Origin of the sequence: Pseudoduganella umbonata (assembly GCF_014192225.1) — a bacterium.
Lineage (GTDB): Bacteria > Pseudomonadota > Gammaproteobacteria > Burkholderiales > Burkholderiaceae_D > Rugamonas > Rugamonas umbonata.
In genome coordinates, this window is record NZ_JACHXS010000013.1 from 143,926 (window position 1) to 158,822 (window position 14,897).

13 protein-coding genes are annotated in these 14,897 nt (G+C 66.0%); 8 read left to right on the forward strand and 5 right to left on the reverse strand.

Annotated elements, in window-relative coordinates:
• Positions 1-70 precede the first annotated feature (70 nt).
• Positions 71-823: a ZIP family metal transporter gene (locus FHS02_RS27035; RefSeq protein ID WP_137316139.1), complete on the forward strand. Its 753-nt coding sequence runs from the start codon at positions 71-73 to the stop codon at positions 821-823.
• Between the two features lie 462 nt (positions 824-1,285).
• Positions 1,286-2,953 (forward strand): subtype B tannase, encoded by a 1,668-nt coding sequence (locus FHS02_RS27040; RefSeq protein ID WP_137316140.1) that lies wholly within the window; start codon positions 1,286-1,288, stop codon positions 2,951-2,953.
• A gap of 64 nt (positions 2,954-3,017) precedes the next feature.
• Here the strand turns inward: FHS02_RS27040 and FHS02_RS27045 are convergent, their stop codons facing one another.
• From FHS02_RS27045 to FHS02_RS27055, 3 genes are all read right to left on the reverse strand, one after another.
• Positions 3,018-3,872 (reverse strand): sulfurtransferase, encoded by an 855-nt coding sequence (locus FHS02_RS27045; protein WP_137316141.1) that lies wholly within the window; start codon positions 3,870-3,872, stop codon positions 3,018-3,020.
• Between the two features lie 9 nt (positions 3,873-3,881).
• Positions 3,882-4,805, reverse strand: a complete 924-nt coding sequence (locus FHS02_RS27050) for a DMT family transporter (RefSeq protein WP_137316142.1) — start codon at positions 4,803-4,805, stop codon at positions 3,882-3,884.
• 176 nt (positions 4,806-4,981) lie between these two features.
• Positions 4,982-6,082, reverse strand: a complete 1,101-nt coding sequence (locus FHS02_RS27055) for an aromatic ring-hydroxylating oxygenase subunit alpha (protein ID WP_137316143.1) — start codon at positions 6,080-6,082, stop codon at positions 4,982-4,984.
• Between the two features lie 308 nt (positions 6,083-6,390).
• Here FHS02_RS27055 and FHS02_RS27060 point away from each other — a divergent pair, with 308 nt between their 5' ends.
• The 3 genes from FHS02_RS27060 to dxs are packed head-to-tail and all read left to right on the forward strand — an operon-like array spanning position 6,391 to position 9,422.
• Positions 6,391-6,657 carry an exodeoxyribonuclease VII small subunit gene (locus FHS02_RS27060; RefSeq protein WP_137316144.1) on the forward strand — a complete coding sequence of 89 codons (267 nt, stop codon included), beginning with the start codon at positions 6,391-6,393 and terminating at the stop codon, positions 6,655-6,657.
• Complete coding sequence (locus FHS02_RS27065; protein WP_137316145.1) at positions 6,654-7,550, forward strand: polyprenyl synthetase family protein; 897 nt, start codon at positions 6,654-6,656, stop codon at positions 7,548-7,550. Before FHS02_RS27060 ends, FHS02_RS27065 begins: the two co-directional genes overlap by 4 nt.
• Entirely contained in the window at positions 7,551-9,422 is a 1,872-nt protein-coding gene (dxs, locus tag FHS02_RS27070) for a 1-deoxy-D-xylulose-5-phosphate synthase (protein ID WP_137316146.1), read from the forward strand.
• Between the two features lie 128 nt (positions 9,423-9,550).
• On the opposite strand, the gene FHS02_RS31730 is transcribed toward dxs, so the two are convergent.
• Positions 9,551-10,276: a PEP-CTERM sorting domain-containing protein gene (locus FHS02_RS31730; RefSeq protein ID WP_229422346.1), complete on the reverse strand. Its 726-nt coding sequence runs from the start codon at positions 10,274-10,276 to the stop codon at positions 9,551-9,553.
• Between the two features lie 167 nt (positions 10,277-10,443).
• On the reverse strand, positions 10,444-11,751 hold the full coding sequence (locus tag FHS02_RS27080; RefSeq protein WP_137316147.1) for an SGNH/GDSL hydrolase family protein: 1,308 nt from the start codon (positions 11,749-11,751) through the stop codon (positions 10,444-10,446).
• Positions 11,752-11,854: 103 nt separating this feature from the next.
• On the opposite strand from FHS02_RS27080, the gene FHS02_RS27085 reads away from it, so the two are divergent.
• The 3 genes from FHS02_RS27085 (at position 11,855) to FHS02_RS27095 (ending at position 14,893) form a co-directional block, all read left to right on the forward strand.
• Positions 11,855-12,760 carry a LysR family transcriptional regulator gene (locus tag FHS02_RS27085; protein ID WP_137316148.1) on the forward strand — a complete coding sequence of 302 codons (906 nt, stop codon included), beginning with the start codon at positions 11,855-11,857 and terminating at the stop codon, positions 12,758-12,760.
• A 259-nt stretch (positions 12,761-13,019) separates the two neighbouring features.
• Positions 13,020-14,189: a sialidase family protein gene (locus FHS02_RS27090; RefSeq protein ID WP_137316149.1), complete on the forward strand. Its 1,170-nt coding sequence runs from the start codon at positions 13,020-13,022 to the stop codon at positions 14,187-14,189.
• Complete coding sequence (locus FHS02_RS27095; RefSeq protein ID WP_137316150.1) at positions 14,186-14,893, forward strand: hypothetical protein; 708 nt, start codon at positions 14,186-14,188, stop codon at positions 14,891-14,893. The genes FHS02_RS27090 and FHS02_RS27095 overlap by 4 nt, the downstream gene beginning before the upstream one ends.
• Positions 14,894-14,897 lie beyond the last annotated feature (4 nt).

Genomic DNA, 14,897 nt, shown 5'->3' on the forward strand with positions numbered 1-14,897 from the left:
GGGTCCCCGAGCCGCGCGCGCGGTAAAGCGCACGAGAGGCTCCAAAATCGATCCGGTACTCACTTCCATTCTGCTGGCAACCACGCTCGCCGGCGCCGCCAGCATCACCGCTGCGGCGCTGTTTTCGTTCACGCTGCTGTCGAAGGTCGTCGAGCGGATGGTCAGCCTGTCGGTCGGCATCATGCTGTCGACGTCGCTGCTGCATGCGTTGCCGGAAGCCTTCGAATCGCACGCCGATCCGCGCACGCTGTTCGCCACGCTGCTGGCCGGCCTGCTGACGTTCTTCATGCTGGAGAAGCTGGCGATCCTGCGCCACTCGCACCACCACGAGGGCGACGGCCACCACCACGCCCATGGACACGACAAGCACGAGGCCGGCCGCGCCGGCTGGATGATCCTGGTCGGCGACGGCATGCACAATTTCACCGACGGTATCCTGATTGCCGCCGCGTTCCTGGCCGACCCGCACCTGGGCATCGTCGCGGCCGTGGCCATCATCGCGCATGAAATCCCGCAGGAGATCGGCGACTTCATCGTGCTGCTGAATGCCGGCTTCTCGCGCACGCGGGCCTATGTCTATAACTTGCTGTGTAGCCTGCTGGCTGTCGCCGGCGGACTGCTCGGCTACTTCACGCTGGACCGCGCCAGCAACCTGATTCCGTATGTGCTGGTATTCGCATCGTCGGGCTTCATCTACATCGCCGTCAGCGACCTGATGCCGCAGATGCAGCGCCGTTCCACGCTGAAGGAAACCGTGCCCCAGGTGCTGCTGGTCGCGCTGGGCGTCGGTATCGTGCTGTTCCTGACGGCGGGGCGGCACTGATCACCGCGGGATCGCGCCGGTGGCATGAGGATGGACGTCGCTCATGCCGCACCGGATGCATGGCGTCCGTCGTGATTCAAAGGCATCCCACGATGCCTTTTTTTTCGCCCATGCCGGCGACGTGCTGCCGATTCCAAGGCCACGCCGATAAGTAAAAAGCACTCTTCAAGCAGAGAAACGCAATCCTGGCGCGGCAGGGCCCCGCATATACTTTCCTCGACATTGCCGGACCGCAGCGGCGGCACCGCGCACGAACACCGGCAGCCGGCCGGCAGCCGCCAGGAGACGATCATGACACCGCAGTTCCATCACATCGCTTCGATTCCGCCGCCGGAGCACGCCTCCGCCACGTAGCCGCTCTCCGCCCGGCTCGCCCTTTCCCGTTTCGCTGTTTTTCGCCAGGCACCCCGTGCCAGGGCAACGTGCGCCCGCGCGCATCACCATCCACAACCAGGAGACTCCATGCATCACAAGAACACACCACTGAAAGCCTGCGCCGCCGGCGCGGCAATGCTGCTGGCGCTGGCCGCCTGCGGTTCCGATACCGAGAGCGTGAGGGAATCGGCCGGCGCCTTCGACAGCGCACTGGCCTTCGACAGCGCGAAGTACACCACGATCGACGTCACCATCGATGGCGTGCAGGTGCCGGTGCGCTGGTACAAGGAAGTGTGCTACGTGGCCAAGCCGACCGCGGTGTCCGCCACGCAGGCCACGCTGTCCGGTGCCACCAATACGATCACCAACACGGCGTGCGGCTACCAGAGCATGAACATCTTCGTGCCGGAAACCACGGCGGCCAGCAATGACGCGGCGCTGTACTTCGCCGTCAACAACGGCGGCTGGTTCGCCAGCTACATCAAGGCCAGCGTCGCCGACGGCGCCAGCTTCAACAGCGCCACCAGCAACGTCGGCGCGGCGCTGAAGGCGGGCTATGTGTACATCGACGTGGCCACGCGCAGCCGCGGCCTGACCGCGGCCGACGGCAGCTATCCGGGAAAGGCACCGGCCCCGGTGGTCGATGCGAAGGCGGCGATCCGCTACCTGCGCCTGAACGATGCGCGCATGCCGGGCAATGCCAACCGCATCGTGGTGAACGGCACCAGCGGCGGCGGCGCGCTGTCGTCGATCATCGGCGCCTCCGGCAACAGCGCCGACTACCTGCCTTACCTCGCATCTGCCGGCGCGGCCGGCATCGACGCCAACGGCCGCAGCACGCTGCGCGACGATGTGCTGGCGATCAACGCGTATTGCCCGATCACGGACCTGGGCAACGCCGACCTGCACTATGAATGGCTGTACACGCTGTACGGCACGCGCGCCGCGGTGGGCCGCAACCCGAATCCCGACGGCAGCGCGCAACTGGCCGCGAAGTTCGCGGCATACCAGCAGGGCCTGCGCTTGTCGAACGGCAGCGGCACTGCGCTCACCGCCGACAACATGATCGACCAGATCCGCCAGGAAGTGATCCGCTCGGCCGAGGTGTACATGGCGGCCGGCGGCACGATCCCCGACCTTGGCGAGGAAATGCCGTACACCAGCGGTGGCGCCACGAGGACCTACACCAACGACTGGCTCGACGTCGACAACGGCACTAAAAAGGTGGTGTCGATCGACATGCCGAAATACCTGAAGTTCGTCGCCACGCAAGCCGCGCCGAAGGCGGCGCCGGCGTTCGACCAGACCGGCATGTCGGTCACCGCGGCCAGCGGCGAATCGAACCTGTTCGGTACCAGCAGCCAGAAGTACAGCAACTTCACCGAGTACGGCTGGGACAACAACGACGCGCACGGTGACGGCATCGGCTACGACGATACCGGCATCACCGGCAGCCGCCACTTCGCGCTTGCCACCACGCCGGTGATGAACCAGGTGAAGCTGGTCAACCCGATGGCGTATATCGGCGGCGCCGATACGGCCCCTTACTGGTACGTGCGGCATGGCACGCGCGACCGCGATACCGCGTTCACCGTGTCGATCAACCTGACGCGTGCGCTGCAGGCCGATCCGAAAGTGCAGGAAGTGAATTACCGGCTGTCGTGGAACCAGCCGCACGCCGGCAATTACGACGTGCCGGAAGCGATGGCGTGGATCGAGCAGACGCTGAAGGCTGCCGCGGCACGGGGACTGTAAGCCGCCCGAATACGGGCCGGCGGCATCGCACTGCCGGCCCGCCGCGGCTAGGGACTCTCCAGCGTTACGCCCCGGTCGCGACCGGCCGTTCCGCCACCGCGCACCATTCCGACCACGAGCCGGGATACAGCGCGGCGCCCGGCAAACCGGCCACCTCCAGCGCCAGCAGGTTGTGGCAGGCGGTCACGCCGGAGCCGCACTGCATGACCGCGGAAGAGGGCGACGCGAACAGTGGCGCGAACTCGTCCTTCAACCGGGCGGCCGGCTTGAACTTGCCGTCGGCCCCGAGGTTGTCCTTGAAGAAGCGGTTCTTCGCGCCCGGGATATGGCCGCCGACCGGGTCGATGGTCTCGTTCTCGCCGCGGAAGCGATCGTTCGCGCGGGCATCCACCACCGTAAAGCCCTGCGTGGACAGGTTCGACACCACGTCGTCCACCGACACGGTGCGCGTCAGCGACGGGCGCTCGGCGATCCGGCCGGGGGCGCGCGGCGGCGCCAGGTCGGCCGTCACGGGCTGGCCGGCGGCCTGCCATGCGGGCAAGCCGCCATCGAGCACGGCTACCCCTTCATGGCCGATCCAGCGCAGCAGCCACCACAGCCGCGCCGCGTACATGCCGCCGTGCGCATCGTACGCCACCACCTGGCTGTCGCCGTCGATGCCGAAACGGCGCAGCGCCTCGACCAGCGCGGCGCGTTCCGGCAGCGGGTGGCGGCCGCGGAACGTGCTGCCGGCGCCCGTTTTCGGGCCGGACAGGTCGTCGTCGATGCTGGCGAACTGCGCGCCGGGGATGTGGCCGGCGGCGAAGGCTTCGCGGCCGAAGGCGGGATTCAGCAGGTCATGGCGGCAATCCAGGACGACCCACTTCGGGTCATCGGCATGGCGGGCAAGGGTGGCGGCGTCGATCAGGGTGCTGTACATGGAGTCTCCTCAAACTTCGCTGGCGATGGGATCGGTCGAGGCAACGGCCTTGCCGCGCTCGGTGTTCCGGGTATTGTAGAACGTCGCGGCGCTGCCGGAGGCGAGGATGATGCCGATGCCCAGCCAGCTGTGCCAGTCGAAGGAATCGGAAAACACGAGCACGCCCCAGATACTGGAAAACACGATGCCGGTGTATTGCAGGTTGGCGACCACCAGCGTGTTGCCGAGGCGGTAGGCGCGCGTCATCGATATCTGCGCGGCGGTGGCGAACAGGCCGATACCGAGCAGCAGCAGGAAACCATGGCCCGTGTTCAGCGAATGGAATACCGCCGGGCCGCCGCCCGCTTCGGCAAACGTGCCGAGCAGGCCGGCCACCACGTTCGACACGGCGAAATAAAACACCACGCGGTTTTCCGGCTCGCCGGCCAGGCCCAGCTTGCGCACCTGCATGTAGGCCACCGCCGTGAGGATCGACGAGAAGATCGCGATCAGCGCGTACACCAGCTGGTCGGACTGGAACGCCGGCTGCAGCAGCAGCACGACGCCGACGAAGCTCATGCCCACCGCCACCAGCAGCGGCCATGCCACCTGGTTCTTCGCCTGCCACCAGCCATGCGCGAACAGCCACACGGCAATCCAGATCGGCGACAGGTAGTTCAGCGTCATCGCCGTGGCCAGCGGCAGCTTGGCGATCGAGTAGAACCACAGCCACAGCGAGATCACGCCGACGATGCTGCGCCACAGGTGGCCCATCGCGAAGCGCGTCTTCAACGTGCCGCCCTGCAGGCGGATCAGGATCAGCAGCACGGTCACGCCCACGATGCCGCGGTACATCACGATTTCCGAGGTGGAGAACATGTCCGAGGCGAGCTTGACGCACACGCCCATGGCGGCAAACAGGAAACTGGCGAACAACATCCACAGCGATTGCATTACGTTCCTTCCCAAAGCCGCCGGCACAAAACCGCCAAGGATGCGTGGCATTCGTCTCGCCGTACCTGAGTACTGTCTTCGGCGATGTGCCATGCCCGGTGGCGCGTGTCCGCGGCTTCAAATAGATAAGGGGACAGTCCGTTGCGATCCGGATCTGTCCCCTCGTTGTCGATTATTTATACGGCGATTTTACTTCGATACCATTCGTGGAAGTGCTGCATGCCGTCTTCCATCGGGCTCTGGTACGGCCCCGCGTCCGATGTGCCCCGGTCCAGCAGGATCTTGCGGCCGGCATCCATGCGCTGCGCGATCTCGTCGTCCTCGACACAGGTTTCCATGTAGGCGGCGCGTTCCGCATCCACGAAGTCGCGTTCGAACAGCACGATCTCTTCGGGATAATAGAACTCCACCACGTTCTTGGTGCGGTTCGGGCCTTCCGGCCACAGCGTCGACACCACCAGCACGTGCGGATACCACTCCACCATGATGTTCGGATACAGCGTCAGCCAGATCGCGCCATACGGCGGCGCCTCGCCGTTGCGGAACTTGAGCACCTGTTCCTGCCAGCGCTGGTATACGTCCGAACCGGATTTCTTCAGGCCGCGGTTCACGCCCACCGTCTGCACCGAGTAGTCGGCGCCGAATTCCCAGCGCAGGTCGTCGCAGGAAACGAAGCCGCCCAGGCCGGGATGGAACGGCTCGACATGGTAATCCTCGAGATAGACCTCGATGAAGGTTTTCCAGTTGTAGTCGCAGTGGTGCACTTCCACGTGATCGAGCATGTAGCCCGAGAAGTCCAGGTCCTTCGTGACGGACATGTCCTTCAGCTTTTCCATCACGTTGTAGCCGTTCTGCTCGAACAGCAGGCCGTTCCAGCTTTGCAGCGGCGCTTTCGGCAGGTTCAGGCACGGCGTTTCGGGGAAATGCGGCGCGCCGATCAGCTCGCCCTTCAGGTCGTAGGTCCAGCGGTGCAGCGGACAGACGATCGTGTTGGCATTGCCGCGTCCATTGAACATCAGTGCCTGGCGATGCCGGCACACATTCGACAGCAGTTCGATACCCTGGGCGTTACGGACCAGCATGCGACCCTCGTTTTCCGAAGCGAGCGTCGTAAAGTCGCCGATATTCGGCACCATCAGTTCATGGCCCACGTAGCGTGGGCCGTTCTGAAACAATTGCTGCATTTCACGCTGCAGTAGCGCTTCGTCAAAATAGACGTGGACCGGAAGTTGCGCGTTCGAACGCGCCAGCCTGGCGTGGGTACCCAGATCGGACATCCCAACCCCCCTTAATTAAAGTACTGCAAACCAAGAAGAGACAGAATCCGCAAAGACCTGAATTCAGAGTATGAGAACGGTATTTCGGACAGAACCGGAGATTATAGCGTGAACGGCGTGATTCCGCCGATAAATCTTCGTTACATACCCCCGGGTGACCGGCATTGTGATCCCTTTTATCCGGCAAGGGAGCCGCGCTGGATACAATTGCAACGGAGCACGGTTGGCCGGGTTGCCATTTTGGACCGTGCGGGACACTTTGTTCTAAAATAACGGGCTACACTCCAGCACTGAGTCAAAATCAAGTCATGGTCAATAAAACAAACAGCGCTGAAAATGCCGCGCCAGCTTCCGCGCCCGTCTCCTTTGAAGCGGCGATGGCCGAGCTGGCGCAGCTCGTCACGCAGATGGAATCCGGGCAACTGCCGCTGGAGGCATCCGTCGCGGCCTACGCGCGCGGTTCGGAACTGGTGAAATACTGCGCCACCCAGCTGGACAAGGTGGAATCGCAGGTCAAGGTCCTCGAAGGCGACATGCTCAAGCCGTTCGCCGACGGCGACGAGGGCGCGCCATGACGGAAGCGGTCACGTTCCAGGACTGGATGCGCGGTATCCAGGCGGTCATGGAGGCGGACATGTCCGCCTACCTGCCTGCCGACACCGCGGAACCCGCGAAACTGCATGGTGCGATGCGCTATGCGCTGCTGGGTGGCGGCAAGCGCGTACGCCCGTTGCTGGTGTACGCGGCCGGCGCGTTGTTCGGCGCCGATGCGCAGGCGCTGTCGCGTGCGGCGGCCGCGGTGGAAATGATCCATGCGTATTCGCTGGTGCACGACGACATGCCGTGCATGGACGACGACGCGCTGCGCCGCGGCAAGCCCACCGTGCACGTGGCTTACGACGAAGCGACCGCGCTGCTGGTCGGCGATGCGCTGCAATCGCAGGCGTTCACGGTGCTGGCCGGCGTGGAGGGTATTGCGCCCGCGCGCCTGCTGGCCATGGTGCGGCTGCTGGCCGACGCGGCTGGCTCCGCCGGCATGTGCGGCGGCCAGGCGATCGACCTGGACAGCGTAGGCCTGCCCCTGACGCTCGAACAGCTGGAGCGCATGCACCAGCTGAAGACGGGCGCGCTGCTGCGTGCCTCCGTGGTGCTCGGCGCGCTGGCCGGCAAGGACCTGTCGGCAACCGAACTGGAAGCACTGCATGCGTACAGCCGCGCGATCGGCCTGGCTTTCCAGGTCGTCGACGACGTGCTCGACGCCACCGCCGATTCGGCGACCCTCGGCAAGACGGCCGGCAAGGATGCCGCCGACAACAAACCCACCTACGTCTCGATCCTCGGGCTCGACCAATCCGTCGCCCTGGCCGAACAATTGCGGCGCGACGCCCACGCGGCGCTTGGCGCCTTCGGCGACGGCGCGCTGCGCCTGCGCGAACTCGCGGACCTGATCGTGCAGCGGAAGGCATAAATGAACCTGCTTCAAACCATCAACAACCCGGCCGAGCTGCGCAAGCTGCCGCGCCACCAGCTGGCACCGCTGGCCGACGAACTGCGCAGCTTCCTGCTCGATTCCGTGTCGAAGACGGGTGGCCACCTGTCGTCGAACCTGGGCACCGTCGAACTGACCGTGGCATTGCACTATGTCTTCAACACGCCGCACGACCGCATCGTTTGGGACGTGGGCCACCAGACCTACACGCACAAGATCCTGACCGGCCGGCGCGAGCAGTTCCATACGCTGCGCCAGCAGGGCGGCATTTCCGGCTTCCCGCGCCGTGTCGAAAGCGAATACGACACCTTCGGTACCGCGCACTCGTCCACGTCGATCTCGGCCGCGCTGGGCATGGCGCTGGCGGCCCGGATCAAGGGCGAGCAGCGCCATGCGATCGCCGTGATCGGCGATGGCTCGATGACGGCCGGCATGGCCTTCGAAGCGCTGAACAACGCCGGCGTGGAAGAAGACTGCAACCTGCTGGTGATCCTGAACGACAACGACATGTCGATCTCGCCGCCGGTGGGCGCGCTGAACCGCTACCTGGCGCGGCTGATGTCCGGCCAGTTCTACGCGGCCGCGAAGAACGTCGGCAAGTCGGTGCTGCCGGCGCCGATGCTGGAACTGGCGAAGAAGCTGGAAGAGCATGCCAAGGGCATGGTGGTGCCTGCCACGATGTTCGAGGAATTCGGCTTCAACTACATCGGCCCGATCGACGGCCATGACCTCGATTCGCTGATCCCCACGCTGCAGAACATCCGCAACCTGAAGGGGCCGCAGTTCCTCCACGTCGTGACCAAGAAGGGGCAGGGCTACAAGCTGGCCGAAGCGGAACCGATCCTGTACCACGGCACCGGCAAGTTCAACCCGGCCGAAGGCATCAAGCCGGCCGCGGCGCCGGCCAAGATGACGTACACCGAGGTGTTCGGCAACTGGCTGTGCGACATGGCGGCGCACGACGAACGCCTGGTCGGCATCACGCCGGCGATGCGCGAAGGCTCCGGCATGGTGCGCTTCCATGCCGAATACCCGAAGCGCTACTTCGACGTGGGCATCGCCGAGCAGCATTCCGTCACCTTTGCCGGCGGCCTGGCCTGCGAAGGCCTGAAGCCGGTGGTGGCGATCTATTCGACGTTCCTGCAGCGCGCCTACGACCAGCTGATCCACGACGTGGCGCTGCAGAACCTGGACGTGACGTTCGCGCTGGACCGCGCCGGCCTGGTGGGCGCCGACGGTGCCACGCACGCCGGCAACTACGACCTGGCGTACCTGCGCTGCATCCCGAACCTGGTGGTGATGGCCGCATCGGACGAAAACGAATGCCGCCAGATGCTGACGACCGCTTACCAGTATCCCGGCCCGGCCGCGGTGCGCTATCCGCGCGGCGCCGGCATCGGTGCGGCCATCGCGCCGGCGCTCACCACCATCGACCTGGGCAAGGGCGAACTGCGCCGCCAGGGCGAACGCGTGGCGATCCTGGCGTTCGGCGCGATGGTGGCGCCGTCGCTGAAGGCCGGCGACGCGCTCAATGCCACGGTGGCCAACATGCGCTTCGTGAAGCCGCTGGATGTGGAGCTGGTGAAGGAACTGGCCGCCTCGCACGACTACCTGGTCACGGTGGAAGAGGGCTGCGTGATGGGCGGCGCCGGCGCCGCCGTGGCCGAGGCGCTGGCCGAGGCGGGCATCGCCAAGCCGCTGCTGATCCTGGGCCTGCCCGACCAGTTCATCGACCACGGCGACCCGGCCAAGCTGCTGGCCAGCGTGGGGCTCGACGCGGACGGCATCGCCAGATCGATCAAGACGCGCTTCCTCGGCGGCGAGCCGCGGCTGGTGGTCAGCAACGGCTGACCTGCCTGGCGGGAAAACAAAAAGCGGCGCATTGCGCCGCTTTTTTATTGACTCCGCTGCACCTGCTGCAAGCGCCGAGGTACGCGCCTCGGCGTTGCCTCAGCTGCCTGCGTGGTGCATGGCCAACTTCAGGCCGCGATCCGTTTCGCGTCGCCTGCCTTGCGGCGCCGTGCCACCGCGCCAAGGACGAACAGGCCGGCAGCGGCCATGGCCGCGGTCGATGGTTCCGGTACCGGGCTCACATTCTGGAAGTCGTCGATGCTCAGGTCACCACCCCAGAAAAACTGCTCAGATCCAAATTCGGTCTCGGTAAAGTACTCGCCTCTGAACGTGGCCTGCGTGAGTGTAAAGCCCGTACCGAGGAATACCTGGTCCAGCACATCGCCGAAATATGTTGCATTGTCGAGAGAGTGCGCCGCGCCCCGGAAGTCCAGGCGAAAACTGTAGTTTCCCGAATTACTCAGACTGACAAACACACCGTCGGCACGGCTGTCGATATCGATTCTCGCGTCGTAGTAAAAGGGGCTGTGCTCCCAATAACCGAGGTTCCCCAGCTCGATGGCATATGTGCCTTGCACATGCATGCTATCGGCCCACCAGTAAGTGGGGTCGGGGGAATCGCCGTTGTGCCAGACCTGATTGCCCGGCCCCTGGAGATCGTAGGTGAATTTTCCCGGCAAGACCGAGCCGTTGGCATAGGTGGAATGACTGCCGAGGTTGACGGAGGAAACCGGTTGGCCGTCCTTTTTAAGGTTCTCGATCTCCGCCGAGAAAGTGACTTCCGTTGGTGCTGCAGCGGCATGAAGCGAAACGCCCAAGGCGAGCATGGCGATGGAATGGCGCAGGATATACATGGGGCCCTCGAGTGATGATGGAATTCTTATATTATCAAAAAAATATCATGCATCGGGCCGATTCAAGAAGCTGGAATTACTTTCAAATCAGAAGCTTGTTGGCGTTCAGCCCTTTGCTGGCCGGCCATGAAGGCCAGCGGCAGAGATCATCGCGTGGCGCCGAAGCCTTACCTCGCCGGCAACGATCTGGACGGTATTGACCGATCCTGGCGCCCCAGGTCGACGGCATGGTGCCAGGCTTGCATGGCCGCCAGACCGGCTACAGTCCGTGCCATCGCCGCGAATCCCGCATCGCCCGGATGCAGATGGTCACCCGAGTCATATTCCGGCCGCAGCCGCGATGCATCGGCCGGGTCACGCAGCGCCGCGTCGAAATCGGCCACGGCGTCGAACTCGCCGCTACCCCGGATCCAGGCGTTGACTTCAAGTCGCACCGTTTCCTTGGCCAGTGTCCAGTACCCCGCGAACGGCGTGCCCGGCAGCGCATTGCCGAACGGCGGCAGCGTGCCGCCGATGACCTGGACGCCGCGTGCATGGGCGCGGGCGATCAGCGCGCGGTAGCCGTCGACCAGCCGCTCCGCCGTCATCGGCGGGTCCTGCGGCGCGAACGCGGTACCGGGCCAGCCGATATCGTTCGTTCCCAGCAGCACGACGACGGCCGCCACGCCGGGCTGGTCCAGCACGTCCGCGTCGAACCGTTCGATCGCCTTGACGCCCATTTTCGACGACAGCAGCCGCGCGCCGGAAATCCCGGCATTGGCGACTGCGATGCCTTGCGGTGCGAGCCGTTCGGCCAGCATGTCCGGCCAGCGGCGGTGGCGGTCGGGCGTCGACCCGTTGCCGTCCGTGATCGAATCGCCCAGTGCAACGATGGTCCCGCCCTGGCCGTCGACGTGGACCGCGGCAAGGAAGGCGCGGCCCTGCAAGTGCTGCGCAGCGTCCAGCCTTGCCGCCGCCGTGGCATTGCCGGGGGCGATGTAGCCGGTCTGCTGGGCGCCCCAGTGGAAGCTCGCCAGCCGTGCCGTGCCGGGGTACCACGCGGACACGGTCAGGCGTTCCAGTGCCGCCACCGGGAACCCGACAGGGTCGCTGGTGGCCGTGCCGCCGGGCGGTATCGTGACCTCCGTGCGGCTGGCGAACGTCAACGCCCGGTCGCTGGCGGTGTCGATGGCCGACGTGGCTCCAGGTTCGCCCGCCGTGCGGGCAATGCGTACGGCGCCGACCACAAGCGGCTCGCTGCCATAGCGGTTCGACAGCACCACGCGCACATTGCCGCCGCCGGTGGAAAGCCGCAGCACTTCGCGCACCGTGCTGCCGGCTACCGTGGCCGGTACATTGGTGGCGAGGGCAAAACCGGGTGACCAGGCCGGTTGCGGTGCCGCGTACCAGCTGGCCTGCCAGCCGGGCGACGCATGGGTGGGCATGGCCAGGACCGTGGACAGGACGGCCGCGCCGAGGGATCGGATGGTGAACATGGTGGCTCCTTGCGAATGGAAGGTGACATGGTCAGTCATTCCACCCTGGCGTGGTAGCCATGGAAATCGACTATAGTTCATTCCAAAATGGAATGAGAACGTCATGGATACGATTCGTTCGCTGCAGTACTTCGTGCGCGCCGTGGAGCTGGGCAGCCTGTCGGCCGTCGCCCGCGAGGAGGGCACCACGCAACCGACCGTCAGCAAGGTCATCGCGGCGCTGGAACGCGATGTCGGCGTCCGGCTGCTGGAGCGCTCGACCACCAGCCTGGCGCCGACCGTCGAAGGGCGGCGATTTCACGAGCGGGCGCGCGGCCTGCTGGCCGAATTCGATGCCGCCGTGACCGAGGCACGCGGCGGCGGCGCGGCGTTGCGCGGGCTGCTGCGCGTCAGTGCTCCGGTAGCGCTGGGGCAGTTCCGGCTGAACGCGCTCGTGCTGGAATTCATGGCGCTGCATCCCGGCATCGAGCTGGAACTGATCCTGAACGACCGGATGGTCGACCTGGTGGAAGAGGGCGTCGACGTCGCGGTCCGCCTGGGCGGCGAGCTGCCACAGGACATGGTGGCACGCAAGGTCGCGGTATCCGCACGGCTGCTGGTGGCCGCGCCGGCGTACCTGGCACGCCGTGGGCTCCCGCAAACCCCGGATCAGCTGGCGCAACACGATTACGTGCGCTTCGCCTGGCTGCCGGCCGGCGATGTCGTCACGCTGCATGACGGCAGCCGCAGCGTGGCGGTCACGGTGAAAAGCCGCTATCGCGTGAACCACGCGCTGGCGATCCGCGACAGCCTGGTGCAGGGCGCAGGCATCGGACTGTGCCCGCAATGGCTGGTCGGCGACCTGCTGGAAACCGGCACGCTGCTGCACGTGCTGCCGGGCTGGCGTGGCATGCCGCAGGAAGTGCATTTGCTGGCCGGCCGGCACCGCAACGCGCGGGCGCGGGCGTTCATCGACTTCCTTGGCGCGCGCTTGCCGGCACTGCCCGGCTTCGGCAAAACCGCCGCCTGAACGGGCATGGCCAAGGTGGCAATGGAAACATTTCTGGCCGTTTAATGAATCGCTCGCTGCATGCAATTTACTCAGGGCGACGAGCGGCTGACTTACCCCCTCCTTTACTTTTTCCTGTAGGATACCGTCTTTCGTTCGCGCAAAACGCTTGGCGAAGATCAAGGCAGAGCTTGCGGTATATCAAGGCGCGGGCTGGTATTCATACTGGGCAGGAACACACGCGGCATCCGTTCTCATGTCCATCTTTTTCGGAGACGGAATGGGAGCAGCACGCCCATCTGTCCAGCGCACCGGCAAGCTGGTCGCGCTGGCTTGCATCATTGCGGTGGCCAGTGCCGCCGCCGCGGAAGCACTGCGCTGGTCCGGCAGTACGCAGCAGGTCGAGCAGCCCGCCATCGCGAGCACGGTCACCGTACCGGCCCCCGTCACCATCAACCAAGTCAGCCATTCGATCATCCCGATGCCGGCCGGCGTGCCGTCCGCGCACGCGAGCGCGCTGGCGGCACTGCCCGGCGGCGACCTGCTGTCGTTCTGGTGGGCCGGCAGCCGCGAAAGCGGGCCGGATGTGAAGGTGTACGCATCGCGCTGGTCGAACGGCACCTGGAGCGGCAACTGGGTAGTGGCCAGCCGCGAATCGCTGGGGCGGGCGCTGGGCTTCGGCGTGCGCCGCATCGGCAACCCGGTGGCCTGGACGGCGCCCGACGGCACGGTGCACCTGTACGTGGTGGCGACCGGCCTGGGCGGCTGGGCCGCTTCCCGCATCGTCCAGTTGCAATCGCATGACGATGGCGCCACCTTCGCGGTGCGCCGCGTGCTGCCGCTGTCGCCGCTGTTCAATACCAGCACGCTGGTGCGGACGTCGCCGGTGGCGCTGGCCGACGGCGGCTGGTGGCTGCCGGTCTATTTTGAAATCGGCAACAAGTACCCGATGCTGCTGGCGTTCGACGCCGGCGGCGAACCGCGCCGCATCGGCCGTATCGGCAGCGGCACCTCGTCGCTGCAGCCGGCCATCGTGCCGGTATCGGCCACCGAAGTACGGGCCTGGATGCGCGATGCCGGCGAAGGCCAGCGCGTGCAGCAGGCGCTGAGCCGGGATGGCGGCAACAGCTGGGAAGACCTGGCGCCGTCGCAGGTGGCCAACCAGAGCACGTCGCTGGCCGCGCTGCGCCTGTCCAGCGGCAATTTCCTGATGCTGTACAACCACGTGGCGGCGGGCGGCTCCGACCGCAACGTGCTGTCGCTGGCGCTGTCGACCGACGCGCGCACGTGGCGTCCGCTGGCCGACATCGTCAGCGGCAAGCCGGGCGACGAGTTCTCCTACCCGACCATGCACCAGGTGGGCGACAAGCTCCATATCACCTATACGCACCAGCGCCAGGCGATTGCCCATCACCTGCTGCGCATCACCCCTGGAAAGGACCCGCTATGACGCTGCCCGGTCTTGCGCTGCAGATCGCCTATGGACACGTGGCCTGGGCGCTGGTGCTGCTGGCATTGCTGCTGGCCTGCATGCCCGGCCTTGCGCGGCGTCATGGCCGTGCGCTTGCCGCCGGCTTCGTCGTGCTGTGCGCGCTGCCCGGCGCATGGTCGCCGTCCTGGTGGCTGACGCTGGCGTTCCAGTATCCGAGCGGCCTGCTGGTCGGGCTCAGCCTGATGTCGCTGGAGCGGCGCCGCCAGGGCGCCAAGCCGCGCCCCGTGCTGCCGCTGGCGATGGCCCTGCCGCTGGCGCTGGCCGGCGCGATCCTCTACCTGGACACCTTTGGCGTGCTGGCCCTGGGCCTGTACCATGGCGGCTTCGGCACCGTCGGCGCGCCGCTGCTGGGCTTCGCGGCGATCGCGGCGTGCGCATTCGCCATCTGGCGCGGCCATGCGCTGCAGCCGGCGCTGGCGCTGCTGACCGGCCTGCTGCTGTACGCGCTGTTGCGCCTGCCCACGGGGAACCTGTGGGATGCGCTGCTGGATCCGCTGCTGTGGATGTGGGCACTGGGCTCGGCGGTTGCTGCCGGCGTGCGCCAGGCCGCCGGCGCGCGCGCACCGGCCGTTCAGCCGCAGCCGGCGCCTGTGCCTGTTCCGGTGCTGGCGGCCGAGCCGGTGCCCGTGGCCGGGCAGCAATCGAACAACTTCAAACGGTAAGGGA